Below are 15,995 nucleotides of genomic sequence, written 5' to 3' on the forward strand. Positions count from 1 at the left end.
GCTGCCCCGATCGTCGACGCCCCGGCCGCGTGGCTGCGCGAACGGCCCATGATATTGATCGTCGACGATACGCCGGAGAACCTCGCCTTCCTCTCCGATACGCTGCAGGCGCACGGCTACGCGGTGATCGTCGCGCTGTCCGGCGAGGACGCGCTCAAACGCCTCGCGCGCGTGACGCCCGACGTGGTATTGCTCGACGCCATGATGCCCGGCATGGACGGCTTCGAAACATGTGTGCGTATCAAGCAGGACGGACGACACGAGCATCTGCCGGTGATCTTCATGACGGCATTGACGGAGAGCGAACATGTCGTACGCGGCTTTCGCGTGGGCGGCATCGATTACGTGACCAAACCGGTGCAGCCCGAAGAGTTGTGCGCGCGCATCGGTGCCCACGTGCGGCGCTCACGCGCCCAGTTGTACGCGGAGGCCGCACTGTCGCTCGACACGCGCGCGGCGCTGATCGTCGGTGCGGACGGCACGATTCGGTGGCAAAGTCCGCAGGCTGCGCATCATCTCGCTGCATACACGGCAGCGCATGACGCTCCCGCCGATGCCGCGCCAACCGCGAACGCGCGCGATACCGGTGCGCCGCCGAAACTGCCTGCGCCGCTGCGCACCTGGTTCATCGACTGGCTCGCGCGCGGCGCCCAAGGCGACGCCGTCCACGAATTCAGCTCGGGCCAGATACGCCGCTCGGCCAGTGCGACGCTGGGCCCGGAACCGGGCGAATGGATCGTGGTGCTCAAGGAAAGAGACGACACCGTGCATTGCAATGCGCTCGCCGAACGCTTCGGCCTGACGATGCGGGAGGCCGAAGTGCTGCTGTGGGTGTCGCACGGCAAGACCAACCGCGATGTCGGCGACATTCTGGGCATCGCCCCGCGCACGGTGAACAAGCATCTCGAACACCTGTTCCGCAAGCTACATGTCGAGACCCGCGCGGGAGCCGCCGCCGCGGCGATCAAGATGCTCGAGCGCACGTGAAAAGGTATCGCTTTCCCGCACATCGGTGGAAAGAACGTTGCTGGCGGAGCGATGCGTTGAACGACCGCCCGAACGATCGTTGGCGGATGGCGGGTACCGCCAACGGTCGCAAATCGGTAGCCCGTCGCGCGAGATCGGCCGATTCCTATCGAACCCGCACACGTGCCGGCACTCGACGGGCGCGTGATGCGAGCGCAGCGGTTATTTCCGCCACCGCTCCTCGCCCATGTTTTTTCCGAACAGCGCATCTTCGAATGCGCGGTTGAGTTCGGTCAACTTGACATCGAGCCGGGCCAGTTCCCGATGGGGCGGCAACGAAAGATCGCCGGATATCGCGAGCGTTCCGTGCCCGACACTCGCAGCCGCATCGAGCGGCATCGATCGGCCGTGATCCGCATCGCTCATCAACGCCTCGATTCGCGTGACGATGGCTGCGCGCGTACGCCGCTCGAAGGCGACAGCCGGAGCGCCGGCTTCAACGGGCAGAAGCGTCGCCACGATCCGGCCGTACAGCCAGCAGACCAGCAGCGTGTCCGACAACCGTCGCGCATCGCCGGAGACACGGAGCATGCGCCACGCCGCCAACGGCCTGATCGCCATCCGCACCTCGTGAAAACGGCGATCGACCGCGCGCGTCTGCGCCGCCTCCGGCCGTGTGCCGTCGTCGCGCGCGTGCACGAGTTCGCGCAGCGCGGCCAACAGGCCGTGCGAGCGCGTCGCGATGTGGCGCGACGCCGCCAGCGGCATCACCAGCATCGCCGCCGCGAGCGAAACCGCGCAGCCGATCAATACCTCGCCGATACGCAGCTCCGCCAGCGCGCCGATCTCGAACCCCAGTTGCGCATAGACGAGGCCGATCAGCACCGTCAGAAAGAATACGCCGCGCCCGTAGGCGTGCAGGATGTGGTACGCCCAGGCGAACACACACACGCCCATGACGACGACCACGAGTGCATTCGCATGATGAACGGCGCTGACGACGAGTACGCTCGCGAGCGCGCCGGCGAGCGTACCTGCGACGCGTTGCGTGCCGCGATAGATCGTGTCCGCGCACGAATACGTGCCAAAGAACACGACGAACGTGCTGAGCACCGCCCACATCCACCGCTCCGACGACAGCGTCTCGCCAATCAACATCGCGGCGCACGCAGCCGCCGCGGCGCGGATCGCCGGCAACCATGCAAGCGTGCGCCAGTCGGCGCCCCACCGAAGCGCCCGCGCATGCCGCGGCGACGCGGGCGGACGTGCGGCGGTCATGCGCGCCGCCACTTCGCCGGCGACGCTATCGAAGCGCGCCATCGCCGCGCGTAGCGCCGCGGCGGCGGCATCCGTCCGGTCGTGTTTCAGCACACGCCGGGCCGCGGCGATCTCCAATGCGACGAGCGCGGCGTGCAAGGCACGCGCGTCGCGCTCGTCGAGTGTCGACGCGTGATGCTCGAGCGCGATGGCGGCTTCGTTCAATGCGAGCAAATGCGCCATCGCATCCAGCGCGCCCGCGTCCGACACGTCGCTTCGTGCGATGCATGCCGCTTGCAGCGATACCGAGCGCGCGATCAGCCGGGGCGTGTGCGCCGCATGCGTCGGCAACAGCATCCGGCAGACGAGCACGACACCCGCCGGGCCCGCGATCGACATCGCCAGCATATGGCCGACCTGCGGCGCGGCCGGATGCAGATAGAGGCCGAGGTAGTACATCGCGATCGCCAGGAACGCACATCCGATCGTGCGCGGCCCCTGGGTCTGGCACAGCATCGAACAGAACAGCACGATCACGAAACCCGCCTTGCCGACGGCTGGCCACGCGCTCGCGACGGCGGCCGCGGCGAAACTCGCGCAGGCGACGCCGTATTGCCACGCAAGCGATTCATACCAGTCCGGCCGGCGAACATCGCGCAGGAAGAGTGGCGCGATCATCGCGAACAGGATGCCCACGGCGCCGGTGGTGATCGCCAAACCGAGATGAAGCGCCGATGCAATGGCGAGCGCGCCGGCAAGCACGCTCGCCAGTGCGGCGCGTGCACCGCCCAGCAGTCGATGAAGACCGGGGTCGACAACGAACAGGCGGTCAATGGCGCGTGACAACGAAACAACTGACATGATCGAAACATTCCAGGAGGCCATGCGTCTGGTTCCGGCCGGCATGCCGGCCGCGGCTTTCAGGACGGCCGTCGCAAGACGCGACGGCCGCCGTGCCGAACTCAAAACACGCGGTCCACCCAGCCGTGGCGATCGGCTGCGCGCCCGTTCTGGATATCGAGCAGTGCCGCTTTCAGGCGCGACGTGACCGGCCCCGCGCCACCGTCGCCGATCGTGAAGTCGTACGCACGGCCCTTCACCCGGCCGATCGCCGTCACGGCCGCCGCCGTGCCGCACGCGAACGCCTCGACCAGTCGGCCGCTGCGCGCATCCGCCTGCCACTGCTCGATCGTGTAGCCCTCTTCCCGCACCGTGTAGTTCAGATCGCGGGCCAGCGTGATCAACGACGCGCGCGTGATGCCCGGCAGAATCGTCCCGTTCAGCGGCGGCGTCTGGATCGACCCGTCGTCGAACACGAAGAACACGTTCATTCCCCCCAGTTCCTCGATCCAGCGGCGTTCGACCGCATCGAGAAACACCACCTGCTCGCAGCCCTCGCGGGTCGCCTCCGCCTGTGCGGCCAGGCTCGACGCATAGTTGCCGCCGCATTTCGCGTCGCCGGTGCCGCCCGGCGCCGCCCGCGTGTACTGCTCCGACACCCACAGCGTCACGCCCGACGCGCCGCTCTTGAAGTACGCGCCGACCGGCGTCGCGATCACGCAGTACAGGTACTCCGGCGACGGCTTCACGCCGAGCACCGCCTCCGTCGCGATCATGAACGGCCGCAAATACAGCGCCGCGCCGTCGAACGCCGGCATCCAGTCGCGATCGGCCCGGACGAGCGCACGGACCGATTCGACGAACATCGCCTCCGGCAACGGCGCCATCGAGAGCCGCTCGGCCGAATGACGAAAGCGCCGCGCATTCGCATCGGGACGGAACAACGCCGCGCCGCCGTCCGGCAGCCGAAAGGCTTTCAAGCCCTCGAAGATTTCCTGCGCGTAGTGCAGCACGAGCGTCGCCGGATCGAACCGGAACGATTCGCGCGGCCCGATTTTCGCGTGATGCCACCCTTCGTCCGCCGAGTACCGGATCGTCACCATGTGATCCGTGAAGACCCGGCCGAAACCGGGATTGGCGAGCAGCGCGGCGCGCTCGGCCGCCGCGACGGGGTAAAGATTTTTCTCGAATTCGAAGTGCTGGACGGAATCGGTGCTCATCGTTTGCCCCTTGATCGGCAGCGGGACCGTCCCGGCTGCTACGGGCAAAAATTTATCGTAGAAAAAATAATTTCAGGTTGCGTGTTCGCCTTAAGATGGACGCGGTTTGGCAATTTCATGCTTCAAAAACCGAAAACCCGGGCACCGCGTGCCTCAACCGAATAGGTCGCACCAATGGCCGTCATCGAACTGGACGAAATGGATCGTCGCATTCTGAAAGTGCTCCAGGAAGACGGGCGAATCCAGAACGTGGAACTGGCGCAGAAAGTGGGCTTGTCGCCGTCGCCGTGCCTGCGTCGAGTCAAGCAGCTGGAACAGGCCGGCGTCATCCAGCGCTACGCGGCGCTGCTCGATGCATCGAAGATCGGCGCGGGCTTGACCGTGTTCGTCCGCATCTGGCTGACGAGCCAGGACGCGAAAACCGTCGACCGTTTCACCGCGGCGGTTCAACGTCTTCCACAGGTGCTCGAGTGCCACCTGATGGCGGGCGATTGCGATTGCCTGCTGCGTGTCGTGACCGCCGATATCGACGCCTATCGGCAACTCCAGATCGACCACCTGACCCGGATCGAAGGCGTGCAGAGCGTGAAGACCGAGATTCCGATGCAGAAGATCAAGCAGACTTCCGTGCTTCCGCTTTGATTGCGCACGGCGCTGCGGAACGCTGCGGGCGACACGCCGGCGAGTTCTGTCGAATCGGGGCACGTGCCGGCGCACAAGCCGCGTTCGCGGAGCCATGCAGCCTCCGCGAACGGCATTGGCGTCAGAAATGATGCAGCAGCGCGATACGCGCGACATATTGATTCGGGCCTGACGAGATATCGGCGGCGCCCGGAATGTACGCGTAGTCGAAGTCGGTCCCCGTATGGGCGTTCATCGCATGCTGATAGACGCCCTCCACGAACACCGACGTGCGTTTCGACAAGTCGTAATTCACCTTCGTGCTCAGTTGATGCCACTTCGGATTGAACGCACCGACCGTCGACGCGACGCGGGCCTGGGTGTACGTGTATGCCGCGCCGACATAGAACGCGGTCGTGAAGTGATAGAGGCCGTTCACCTCGAAGTTGTCGAACTTCCACGACTTCCACGCGCCGCCCGGTGGCTGCGTCGTACCGGTGAAATACGCGTTCGAAGTCGGATCGTAGACGTCGACGTGCGAATACGTGAATCCCACGAGCGCATTCGAGAACGCATAATTCACGCCGATGCCGATGTTCTGCTGCGACGACGCATCGAACGTGTTGTCGCCGGTGATCGCCCCGGTCGAATCGGCATTGCGTGCGTTGTTGATCTTCAAATACGACGCGCCGACCGTCAGTCCGCCCTGCTGGTATTGCAGCGCGGCGCCATACAGGCGGTTGTTCGCGAAGCCGCCCGCCTGATTGCTGAACCCGTACATCGCCTCCGCGGTCACGCCGTGCCACACCGGCGACACGTACTTGACCGCGTTATTCACGCGGAACGAGTAGTCGGTATTGTCGTTGTCGTACGGATGCGAGAACAGGTAGCCGGTCCAGTTGCCGTTCGCGGTGAGCGGCGAGAAGAGGTCGACGCTCGGATCGTACTGGCGACCGAACGTCAGCGTGCCGTATCGATCCGACGCGATGCCGACGAAGGCCTGGCGGCCGAACTCCCGACCACCCTGGTTCATTTTGCCGGTATTGACGTCGAACCCGCTCTCGAGCGTGAAGATCGCCTGGTAGCCGGCACCGAGGTCTTCCGTGCCCTTGATGCCCCAGCGGCTGCCGTAGTCATAGCCGCTTTGCAGTTGCACGGTGCCGTGGCCGCGTGCGTTGCTCGTGTAGTTGATGCCGTCCTCGATCTTGCCGTACAGAGTTACGCTGCTCTGCGCATGTGCGGCTGCAGCAAGCAAGGCCGCGGGCGCGACGATCCCCCAACGCTTGTTCATGACGATTTCCCCCTGGTTTTTTCGTTTGCCGGTCGTAACGCCTCCGCGCTGCGTAGGTGCCGCGTCGAGGCTGCATCGGCGATGCGACGGGCGCAGTGTAATGAGCCGATTTTCTGCTGTTAGCCCCTCTCGGCAGGAAGGTGCTCTTCAAAATGGGGGATGTTTGTCGGTGCGGAAAACGGTTAGCGGCCGGTTGAAAAGCAGACGGGCCCGCGTTCCATCGACTGTCGCGAGCCGTTTGGCGGGTGGCCCGGATCTCTGCATGGACGCTCGACAGAGCGCCCGTCGCAATTCAGGCGCGAATATCGCGGGCACGCGACATCACTCGCTTGCGCGCTTCAGCGGATCTGGAAAGAGTCATTCAAGTCGGGATGGCCTGGCACGCCGGGCGCCGCAAGACAGGACGATCGCGCCGGCGAATTCGTGTGCCATACGCACGAATTGACAGCACCCATCGGTATGCCGAAACTGAGCATCCTTTTCCATCGCTGTGGTCATCGAAATGAATTTCGAGATATCGGACTTGCGGGCCTTTGTCGCGACAGCCGATCTGGGCAGCTTTCGCGCCGCGGCCGACACGTTGCATCTATCGGCGTCCGCGCTATCGCGCCGGATAGAAAAACTCGAGGAGGTGCTGGGCGTCAGACTGTTCGAGCGAACGACGCGAAAGATGGACCTGACGATCGTCGGTCGCGGGTTTCTCGAGCGCGCTCACCGTATCCTCAACGAGGTCGACAACTCGATGCTCGAGTTCGACGATCTTGCACGCAAGATGACCGGCGAACTCACGGTCGCATGCGTGCCGTCGGCGGTACGTTACTTCCTTCCCGAAACCATTGCGACCTACCATCAGCGTTACCCGGGCATTCGCCTTCGTCTCATCGACGAGCCGTCGTCGATGGTCTTTCTCGCCGTCGCGCGTGGCGAAGCCGATTTCGGTCTGACTTACGTCGGCACCGAAGAGCCGGACATCGAATTCACCCCGCTGCTCGATGACCCTTTCGTGCTCGCTTGCCCGCGCAGTCATCCGCTCGCAAAGCGCAAATCCGTCGCATGGGCGGAGCTCGCCCACCTCGAGTATCTGGCCATTGCGCAAGGCAGCGGCAATCGCGCGGTCATCGACGAAACGCTGGCCGGCGTCGCCGACCGGCCCAAATGGTTCTGCGAGGTACGCCATGTGCCCGCGCTCGTGAGCCTGATCGAAGCGGGCTTGGGAGTCGGCGTCGTGCCTCGGCTCGCCATGCCCCGCGGCCCGCACAAGGCACTGACCAGCGTCGCGCTCGTCGATCCGCCGATCCGGCGAACGCTGGGCGTCATCCAGCGACGCGGCCGCGGTTTGTCCTCCGCAGGCCGCTTCTTCCTTGAGCTGTTGACGGAGAGGCGCTCGCCCGATGTGCCGCCCGCAAGCGCTTCCGAATAGGCGAAGCGTCAGCCCCGGCCTCAGGCGGGACGGCAAAGCCTTCGTGGGGCATCCGTTAGTTGGGCTGGATTCGTGCGCACGACGCACCAATCGAACGAAAATATGCGTTTGTTGCGTGAACCGCTCCTGCACGATCATGTGCGAAACGCAAGCGTCGTGCTATTTGCAGCCGCTTGAACCGCACGGTTTTCAAATCGAAGGAGACAACGCATTCCATGACCCAGCCTACTCCCACCCACGGCATCGTCACCCGGGCCCATCTGACCGAGCTGACCATCGAAGCACTCTGCACGCTCGGACTGACACGCGCCGACGCGACGGACACCGCCGCGATCCTCGTGCTTGCCGACCTGTTCGGTTTGCGTACGCACGGCACGAGCCGTGTCGAGTCGTACGGCGCCCGCCTGCGCATCGGCGGCATCAATCCCAAGCCTTCGATCACCGCCGAACAGGTGGCGCCGGCGCTTCACCGCCTCGACGGCGACAACGGCATCGGCCCGCTCGTCGGCCATCGCGCGCTCGATCTGGCGATGACCGCTGCACGCGAACACGGCATCGCCTGTGTGTTCGTGCGCGGCAGCAATCACTTCGGCCCCGTCTCACCCTATTCGTACCTCGCCGCACAGCAGGGGTTCGCCAGCATCATCGGCAGTAACGCGACAACGACGATTGCGCCGTGGGGCGGCACCGACGCACGCCTCGGCAACAGTCCCGTCGGCTTTGGCGTCCCGAACCCGGATGGTCATCCGTTCATGCTCGACATGGCGATCAGCGTCGCGGCACGTGCGAAGATTCGCAACGCGCTCAAGCGCGGCGAACCGATTCCCGGCGATTGGGCAACCGACGCGCACGGCAAACCGACCACCGACCCGAAAGCCGCCCTCGATGGCTTTCTGCTGCCGATCGGCGGCCACAAGGGCTACGGTCTCGCGCTGGTGGTCGACCTGTTCGCGGGATTGCTTTCCGGCGCGGCGTATCTCACGCACGTCAAGTCGTGGGAAGACGATCCTGAACAGCCGCAGAATCTCGGCCACTTCTTCATTCTCATCGATACGACCCGACTCGGCAGCACCGCGTGGCTCGCCACGCATATGACCGACTATGCGGCGATCCTGCACGGCTCCAAACCCGCCCATCCGGACGCGCCGGTGATCGTGCCCGGCGAGATCGAACTCGGTCGCCTGGAACGCCAGTTGGCGGAAGGCATCGATATCGGCGCGGCCCAGCTCGCCATGCTGGAAGCGATCGCGCATCCGCAGCGCTGAGGGCCTCGTTCGCGAGCGTGGCTCACCACGCTCGCGCGGTTCCGAATCCGGGGCGCGACTGCGCACCGACAGGCGACGGACCGGGCAGCGCGTTCGAGCGCCCGGCCGTCAAGCACATAACAAGCTCCAGGGAGCGACAGGTGACAAACATTCGATGGCGCATCGTCCTGCTGCTGTTCATCGCAGGCTTCATCAATTATCTCGACCGTGCGGCGCTGTCCGTCGCCGCACCCGCCGTCATGCGGGAACTGCGCATGTCGCCGGGCAGTCTCGGGCTGTTGTTTTCGACGTTCTTCATCGGCTACGCGGCATTCAATTTCATTGGCGGATGGGCCGCGGATCGCTGGGGCGGCAAACGCGTCTTCTCCTGGGCCGTCCTGACCTGGTCGCTGCTCTGCGGCGCGACCGGCCTTGCCGGCGGTTTTGGATCGCTGCTGGCAATCCGCACCCTGTTCGGGATGGCCGAAGGTCCGCTCGCGACGACGATCAACAAGATCGTGAACAACTGGTTCCCGCACAAGGAGTCGGCGACCGCATTCGGCTTCGCCAATTGCGGTCTGCCGCTGGGCGGCGCGGTTGCAGGGCCGGTAGTCGGTCTGCTGACGGCTGCTTACGGCTGGCGTGTCGCGTTCGCCGGAATCGCGTGTTTCGGCTTGCTCTGGCTGGTTTTCTGGGTGTGCATGGCGACCGACAAGCCGCACCAGCATGCACGCGTATCCGATGACGAACGCCGCCTGATCGAATCCGACCGAAGCGTGCCTGAAAGCCCTTCGGACATGCAGCCGCTCGGTTTCTACCTCAAGCAGTCCGTCATTGTCGCGGCGATGATTTCGTACTTCGGTTACAGCTACATCCTGTTTTTCTTTCTCACCTGGTTCCCGACCTTTCTGACGATGGACCGTCACCTGAGTCTGAAAAGCATGAGTCTCGCGACGGTGCTGCCCTGGCTGCTGGGATTCATCGGCTACGGACTGAGCGGCGTGCTGTCCGATCGGATCTTTCGCCGGACGGGCAATGCACTGCTTGCGCGCAAGCGGGTATTGATCGGCTGTCTCGGCACGGCAGGCGTATGCGTCACGCTGGCCGGCGCCGTGACCACGACGCTCGGTGCGCTGCTGTTGATGGCCGTCGCCGTGTTTGCCCTTTATCTGAGCGGCAGCGCCTATTGGGCGCTGATTCAGGACACGATCCCCGGCCCGAAACTCGGCAGTGTCGGCGGATGCGTACACGCGATCGCAAACTGCGCGGGCATCCTCGGCCCGGCGGCAACCGGCTTTCTCGTGCAGGAAAGCCATACGTTCCTCAGTGCATTCTTTCTCGCGGGCGGTATCGCGTTGGCCAGCGTGCTGGCCGTGGCGATACTGCTGAGGCCCCGGGCATCGGCGCAACGCAAGTCCAGCGATGCGAGGGTCTGCGGCTGAAGGTCCGTGCTCCCATACGAATGTCAGTTCTTCACGCTATCCACATGAAACCCGATCCATCCATCATTCGCGCATTCACACCTGCCGGCAAGCTGCGGGCATCGATCAATCTCGGGAATCCCATTCTCGCGGGCAAGGAGCCGTCAGGCGCACCGACCGGCGTGTCGGTGGATCTGGCGCGCGCCTTTGCCGCCATGCTCGAGGTGGAACTTGAACTGGTGGTGTTCGATACGGCGGGCAAGTCCGTCCAGGCGGTCAGCGACGAGCGGGCAGACATCGGCTTCTTCGCAATCGATCCACGACGAGGAGAAACCATCGCGTTTACCGACCCGTACGTGTTGATCGAAGGCTATTACATGGTGCGCGACGGATCGTCGATTCGCACCAACGACGATGTCGACCAGCCGTCGATCCGCGTGGCAGTTGGCGAGGGAAGCGCTTACGACCTGTTCCTCACTCGCGAGTTGAAGCATGCGCGGATCGTGCGGGCACGGACATCCCCGACGGTCGTCCGAACGTTCGTCGATGAAGGCCTGGAAGTCGCCGCCGGCGTGAAGCAACAGCTCGAGTCAGACGCACGTCAAGTCCCTGGCCTGCGCTTGCTCGATGAGCGATTCATGGTGATCCGTCAGGCGATGGGTTTGCCGAAGCGCCGCGGGGCGGCGGCGGCCGAGACGTTGCGGGTATTCGTCGAGGAAGCGAAGGCGTCCGGGTTCATCGCTCAGGCGCTCGCGCGGCACAAGATCAGCGGCGCATCGGTTGCGCCCACGGCGTAGGTCGATGCGGCCCGATGCGCGCCGCTTGTCGCGGAAACGTTATTCAAGCCGAAGGGCCGTCCCTTTGCATCATCCCACTGCCGCGCCCGGAACTCGGGCGTCCGTCCGAAACGCGTGCGATCGATCGCGTCCGGGCCGCGCCGACGGCAATGAGCGCTCACCTGGGCAACCACGATCTCGCGATGAGCTGATGGCGATCAGCTGGCGTCGGGTAAAGGGGCCCGCCTGCCCTCTTCTAGGGCCGTCCCCGTGTCACGGCGCGGCGATCAATGCCTGAACCAGATTGGCGGCCATCGGGCGCCCGAGGCCGGTTACGTAGTCGTATCCGGTTGCCGCGGTGCACAGCGTGCCGCATGCGCCGTTCGAGCCGCCGACGATGTCGCGAAAGTTCGTCGCGTAGGCGCTCGACGCGAGCCCGTACAGCACGCTCTGGATCGTGCTCACCGCGTTCAGCGTCGTCTTGCCGCGCGCGATGCGCACGCTGTTCGCGATCGCGATCAACGCGGACCATTGCGGTGCGCCCGCGCTTGTGCCGCCGACGACGAACCACCCGCTCTGCCCCGCATAGCCGTACGAATCGTAGACCGCGAAGCCGGACGCCGGGTCGGCGTCATAGGCGACGTCGGGCAGGACGCGCAACCCGAGGCTGTCCGACGGCAGCCCGAAGTTCGACTGATACGTCGGCGCCGTCTCGACGGCGCTCTGTCCGCCGCCACTGCCGGCCCACGCCGTTTCGTCGACATAGGCGCCGCTCGCATCGGTTGCGATCGACGTGCCGCCGACGCTCAGCACGTACGGCGAGGCGGCCGGGTAGTCGACCCCGTTGCCGCCGTCGCCGGATGCCGCGACGAACGACACACCGTTCGCGCTGGCGAACTGTCCGTCGAATTGCGTTTCGGCCAGGAACTCGCCGCTCCCCCAACTGATCGACACGACCTTCGCGCCGACCCCGCCCGGTGCCGGACGCGTCGCGAGCGCGACCGCGCTCATCAGGTCATCGAGCGAACTCGACGCGGCTTCGACCAGCACGATCCGCGCATTCGGCGCGATCGCGTGCGCCCACTGCACGTCGAGCGAACTCTCGAGTGCCCACAGTGCGTCGGGCGGCGGCGGACGCTTGTCGGCCGTCGCGTACACCTTCGTGAAGCAGCGCGGCGACGCGCACGGCGGCAGGCCGAACGTGCGGCTGAACAAGCGCAGATCGGCCTCGACGTTCGGATTGTCGTACGCATCGACGATCGCGATGACCTGATCGTCGCCACCGTAGCCGCGCGCCGGCAACGCGTCGAATCCGTAGAAGCGGCGAATCTGCTGCGGCGACAGGCCCGCCGGATTCCGTTTCGCGGATCCATGCAGATGGAGCGGCGGCCGTGCAAACCCGCTCGGCGCTCGATGCGCGGACTGGGCGAACGACACGCCGGCCATCGACGCGATGCTCGCCGATACGGCCAGCATGCACAGCACACGCGCAAACGACGTTTGCTTCATGGTGTTCCCCGTTGACTAAGGAGCCGGCGCGCGTCAGTGCACCTTGGCGCTCGTGAACGACAGCGACTTGCCCGAACCCGCGATGACCAGCCAGTTGACCGGATCGGTGCTCACGACCGTCGCGCTGCCGCTTTTCACGCTCGGCAACTGGTACGTGCTCTTCGGCAACAGCCACGTCATGTCCTGCAGACTGGTCGGCTGCGTCGCGCTGAACGTCCAGCTCGTGCCGGTATCGGTCGCCGTCCAGTTCACGAGCAGGCGGCGCCGGTCGAACTGCGTGAGCTGATCCATCGTGAACCACTTGAACTGGCCGGTCGTCGCCAGCGACGCGGCGTAGCCGAGAATCGCCGTGACGACGTTCGGATACCACGACGCGCCGAGCGGGTGCATGTAGATCAACCGGCTCGTGCGGTTCGCGACGACGAAATTCATCAGCGACATGTACCAGTCCTGGACGTCCGTCGTCGGCACCGCGAACTCCTGGAACTCTTCGAACGTCGCATACTTGCCGAACGGCATCACCGGAAACGCCCAGATGCCCGGATTCAGCAGCGAGCCGTTGCGATACGCACGCGTTTGCGCGTTGCCGGTATGGCCGGTGAAGTAGTAGCCGGAGTAGCCGTTCGCTTCGAGCCAGTTCACCGACCACGTCGGCGTATTGCCTTCCGGGGCCGCCCACTCGACGTCCGGCTTACCCGTCACCGACTGCACCGCATTGTGGTTCAGCACCAGATACTGCGTGAACGTGCTCGCGTTGGTTTCGCTGGCGTTCGCCCCCCAGTAGTCGTGCGCCCAGCCGCCGTGGCTGCCGATCTTGTGCCCGCGCTTGAGCAGGAACGCGACCAGTTGCTTCGCCTGCGTATTGTTCGTCAGGTTGATGCCGAGACCGTCGCCGATCGTCACGTCGTCAGGGCCGGCCGTCATCACGATCGAATACGGGCCGCTGTTCCAGACGCCGTAATTCTTCAGGTACTGCGCCGGCTGAATCTGATCTCGCGCACAGAAGTGCCAGTTCAGCACCATCCCGGCCTGCGCGCGCGGCTGCAGCGACAGGTGCGGCATCGACAGGATGTTCGTCGTGAAGTAATGCAGGAAGCCGTGGATCGGCATGCCGTCGGTTTGCCCGTCGAGATACGCGAGCGGCAGGTTGACGAACATCACGCCGCCGTTTCCATACGCCTGATAGCCGGCGACGAGCCCGAAGTTCGGCGACGTCAGCAGCGTCGTGCCGGTATACGTGCCTTGCGTGACGTAGCTCGGATAGGTGAGGAAGCCGTATACGTAGCCGGAGATGCCTTCGAGCACGTCGGTCGCCGCGGCGGGCGACGCGCTCGCGAGCGACGTCGCGCCATTCGTCGCCGTCGATACCGGCGACAGCATCGTCGAGGTCGGCGCATACGATCCGGACCGGACCTTTGCACCGGCCGACACGCGCCCGAGATTCAGCGGCACGCCGGTCATGCGCCCGTTCACCGTCTTGTACGTGAAATACGCCTGATGGTTGTAACCGGCAAGGCCGCCCGGGTTCGACGGGCTCGGCTGCAGGTAGAGCAGCGGGTTCGTCGTCGAGCCGGTCGACGGCGTCGACGCGGTTGCGGCCAACGCGGTCGCGGCCGTCGTCGAGCCCGGCCATGCCATCGACTTCCCCGGAGGAACCTGTAGCGCGCGCAACGTGCTGCTCATGCCGGTCACGTTGCCGAGGCCGATCATGTTCCCGCCGAGCGTGTCGTAGAGCACGTAGTTGACGCCGGCCATCGAGCTGAAGCGCGATTGCCCGGCCGGATAGAAACCCGTCGCGTTCAGTACGCCGAAATCATAGACGAGCATCACGCGCCCGCCGTTCAATGCGTAGTTCTGGATCGCGGTCACGAGCGTGTCGTCGGCGACCGTATGCACCTGGTCGGGCAGGATGAGCCCCTGGTACTGCTGCAGCGACGCGCCGCCCTGCTTGAACTGCGTGTCGCTGATCAGCGAGATCTGCAGCCCCTCCTCCGACGCGGAATCGAGCCACGCGGACACACGCGGGTCCGGCAGCGTGAAGTTGTCCGGCAGCAGCAACAGCAACTGGTTCGACAGTGCGCTCGCCCGCCCGGGTGCCAACGTCATCAGGCAAACGGAAAAGACGATCAGAAACGCTCGTAGGGTCCGGATTGACTTGGCCGACATTTTTTCTCTCCCCGTAGGAGGTGGGATGACAGCCGATGCGCGACTCGTCACGGCCTGCGCGTTGCGCTCATCGTGATCGAGCGGTCTGCGTCCGGATCGGGGCGCGCCATCGGCTGGCGGCGCAGAGCGAACGTGCCGTGTTTCGGGCGCCCCGCGACGCATGCGCGTCGATTCGTCGGACGATCAGGAGTGCATGGCGACTATCGTTCCTACCGCCCCCGGTGAAGCGAACACCGTGCCAGTCTCGCAACTGCGTTGTCGGGACGGCCAGCGGCGATGTCGAGCATCCGGCACGGGAAAACCGACCTCAAAACGTTACAACGCCGATACGGCGCACGCGGCCGGTAATGGAATGAAGCGGCGAGAATCGTCTCGACGGACGATGCGAGGCAATTTGGCGCTGCGTCGGACGGGGCGCCCGATCGCTGCCGGCCTGGTCGGGCATCGGCAAGCGCGCCGTGGATCAACGGAAAATTCAACGGAAAATGATTCTGCCGTGCAACACCGGCGCGGCACGCGTGTGGCCCGCGCGGTGTTCGCGTGCGCGGCGTGCAAACAGATGGCCCTATCGCACCAGCACCATTTTTACGCAGGTCGGGCCGAGCGGTTCGCCATTGTCGGCAGACGCCCTGAGCGGGAATACCTCCACGGACATGCCTTGCCGTTCGAAGACATCGGAGATCCAGCGGCCGTGTTCGCCATAGCGCGATTGGCGCCTGAATCCCATGGACTCCAGTGCGCCCGTGAACCGCGCGAAATCCGGCTCGCATGTCGCCGGCAGCGGGGAAGCCGGTGTTCCGGGAATCGGGTCAAAGATCAGATCCATGCGCGGGCCTGTATCCCCGCGCGTCAGCCGTTGGAGGCTGAATGCCCAGTTACCTTGCAGGCGTTGGCCGTAGCCGAATTCGTCTTGGCCCAACGCTTGGGTCTGCACGCCAAAGAGACGGTGCACCGTTTCGGGCGTGATGTCGGTCACGCGATGGCTGCCCTGAATCAGCTCGAGCATGCCTTGCAGTGCCTGCGTTGCAGTCAGGCTCGCCGGGAATCGGGATTCGACGCGCGAGCCCGATGCCGCTTCGTCCGGTGGCTGCCCATGCACACTGCCGAATGGCGGGCATAGACTCAATATGATCACGATGGCAAAGCACACGGAAAGTGGGCGGCCGGCGCGCGCACCTGCGATCGTGCGATTTCCGATGTGTGTCTTTGTCATAGGGAATTTGCGTCGGTCAATCGATCGATTGAATACGACGACAACCCGTCA

Annotated in this window: 12 protein-coding genes; 6 read left to right on the top strand and 6 right to left on the bottom strand. The window is 64.9% G+C overall.

Annotated elements, in window-relative coordinates; translation table 11 throughout:
* The first annotated feature begins 48 nt into the window (after positions 1-48).
* The gene (locus QZM72_RS13700; RefSeq protein ID WP_301738444.1) at positions 49-987 is read left to right on the top strand and encodes a response regulator; all 939 of its coding nucleotides are present in this window, start codon (positions 49-51) and stop codon (positions 985-987) included.
* 201 nt (positions 988-1,188) lie between these two features.
* Here QZM72_RS13700 and QZM72_RS13705 read toward each other — a convergent pair whose 3' ends face one another.
* Together QZM72_RS13705 and QZM72_RS13710 are read right to left on the bottom strand one after the other, a co-directional pair.
* Positions 1,189-3,084 (bottom strand): FUSC family protein, encoded by a 1,896-nt coding sequence (locus tag QZM72_RS13705; RefSeq protein WP_301738381.1) that lies wholly within the window; start codon positions 3,082-3,084, stop codon positions 1,189-1,191.
* 101 nt (positions 3,085-3,185) lie between these two features.
* Positions 3,186-4,283, bottom strand: a complete 1,098-nt coding sequence (locus tag QZM72_RS13710; protein WP_301738382.1) for a branched-chain amino acid aminotransferase — start codon at positions 4,281-4,283, stop codon at positions 3,186-3,188.
* Between the two features lie 183 nt (positions 4,284-4,466).
* Between QZM72_RS13710 and QZM72_RS13715 the strand changes: the two genes are divergently transcribed.
* Positions 4,467-4,925: an Lrp/AsnC family transcriptional regulator gene (locus QZM72_RS13715; RefSeq protein WP_179233540.1), complete on the top strand. Its 459-nt coding sequence runs from the start codon at positions 4,467-4,469 to the stop codon at positions 4,923-4,925.
* Positions 4,926-5,046: 121 nt separating this feature from the next.
* Here QZM72_RS13715 and QZM72_RS13720 read toward each other — a convergent pair whose 3' ends face one another.
* The gene (locus QZM72_RS13720) at positions 5,047-6,195 is read right to left on the bottom strand and encodes a porin (protein ID WP_089470034.1); all 1,149 of its coding nucleotides are present in this window, start codon (positions 6,193-6,195) and stop codon (positions 5,047-5,049) included.
* 502 nt (positions 6,196-6,697) lie between these two features.
* Here QZM72_RS13720 and QZM72_RS13725 point away from each other — a divergent pair.
* The 4 genes from QZM72_RS13725 (at position 6,698) to QZM72_RS13740 (ending at position 11,077) form a co-directional block, all read left to right on the top strand.
* Positions 6,698-7,615: a LysR family transcriptional regulator gene (locus QZM72_RS13725; RefSeq protein ID WP_089470596.1), complete on the top strand. Its 918-nt coding sequence runs from the start codon at positions 6,698-6,700 to the stop codon at positions 7,613-7,615.
* A gap of 215 nt (positions 7,616-7,830) precedes the next feature.
* Positions 7,831-8,880 carry an Ldh family oxidoreductase gene (locus QZM72_RS13730; protein ID WP_089470035.1) on the top strand — a complete coding sequence of 350 codons (1,050 nt, stop codon included), beginning with the start codon at positions 7,831-7,833 and terminating at the stop codon, positions 8,878-8,880.
* 140 nt (positions 8,881-9,020) lie between these two features.
* Positions 9,021-10,301, top strand: coding sequence for an MFS transporter (locus QZM72_RS13735; protein WP_301738383.1), 1,281 nt, complete (start codon positions 9,021-9,023; stop codon positions 10,299-10,301).
* A 44-nt stretch (positions 10,302-10,345) separates the two neighbouring features.
* A complete protein-coding gene (locus QZM72_RS13740; protein ID WP_089470037.1) occupies positions 10,346-11,077 on the top strand; it encodes an ABC transporter substrate-binding protein in 732 nt (243 codons plus the stop codon).
* Positions 11,078-11,329: 252 nt separating this feature from the next.
* Here QZM72_RS13740 and QZM72_RS13745 read toward each other — a convergent pair whose 3' ends face one another.
* The 3 genes from QZM72_RS13745 to QZM72_RS13755 form a co-directional block, all read right to left on the bottom strand.
* Entirely contained in the window at positions 11,330-12,565 is a 1,236-nt protein-coding gene (locus QZM72_RS13745; protein ID WP_301738384.1) for a S53 family peptidase, read from the bottom strand.
* A 33-nt stretch (positions 12,566-12,598) separates the two neighbouring features.
* Positions 12,599-14,731, bottom strand: a complete 2,133-nt coding sequence (locus tag QZM72_RS13750) for a polysaccharide deacetylase family protein (protein WP_089470039.1) — start codon at positions 14,729-14,731, stop codon at positions 12,599-12,601.
* A 565-nt stretch (positions 14,732-15,296) separates the two neighbouring features.
* A complete protein-coding gene (locus QZM72_RS13755) occupies positions 15,297-15,944 on the bottom strand; it encodes a hypothetical protein (protein ID WP_144030157.1) in 648 nt (215 codons plus the stop codon).
* Between the last annotated feature and the right edge of the window lie 51 nt (positions 15,945-15,995).

It is taken from the genome of Burkholderia sp. AU45388, assembly GCF_030481585.1.
GTDB classification, from domain to species: Bacteria; Pseudomonadota; Gammaproteobacteria; order Burkholderiales; family Burkholderiaceae; genus Burkholderia; species Burkholderia sola.

Coding starts and splice junctions, on each gene's coding strand:
- QZM72_RS13700 (WP_301738444.1), top strand. CDS start 49: ATGATATTGATCGTCGACGATACGCCGGAGAACCTCGCCTTCCTCTCC.
- QZM72_RS13705 (WP_301738381.1), bottom strand. CDS start 3,084: ATGTCAGTTGTTTCGTTGTCACGCGCCATTGACCGCCTGTTCGTTGTC.
- QZM72_RS13710 (WP_301738382.1), bottom strand. CDS start 4,283: ATGAGCACCGATTCCGTCCAGCACTTCGAATTCGAGAAAAATCTTTAC.
- QZM72_RS13720 (WP_089470034.1), bottom strand. CDS start 6,195: ATGAACAAGCGTTGGGGGATCGTCGCGCCCGCGGCCTTGCTTGCTGCA.
- QZM72_RS13725 (WP_089470596.1), top strand. CDS start 6,698: ATGAATTTCGAGATATCGGACTTGCGGGCCTTTGTCGCGACAGCCGAT.
- QZM72_RS13730 (WP_089470035.1), top strand. CDS start 7,831: ATGACCCAGCCTACTCCCACCCACGGCATCGTCACCCGGGCCCATCTG.
- QZM72_RS13740 (WP_089470037.1), top strand. CDS start 10,346: ATGAAACCCGATCCATCCATCATTCGCGCATTCACACCTGCCGGCAAG.
- QZM72_RS13745 (WP_301738384.1), bottom strand. CDS start 12,565: ATGAAGCAAACGTCGTTTGCGCGTGTGCTGTGCATGCTGGCCGTATCG.
- QZM72_RS13750 (WP_089470039.1), bottom strand. CDS start 14,731: ATGTCGGCCAAGTCAATCCGGACCCTACGAGCGTTTCTGATCGTCTTT.
- QZM72_RS13755 (WP_144030157.1), bottom strand. CDS start 15,944: ATGACAAAGACACACATCGGAAATCGCACGATCGCAGGTGCGCGCGCC.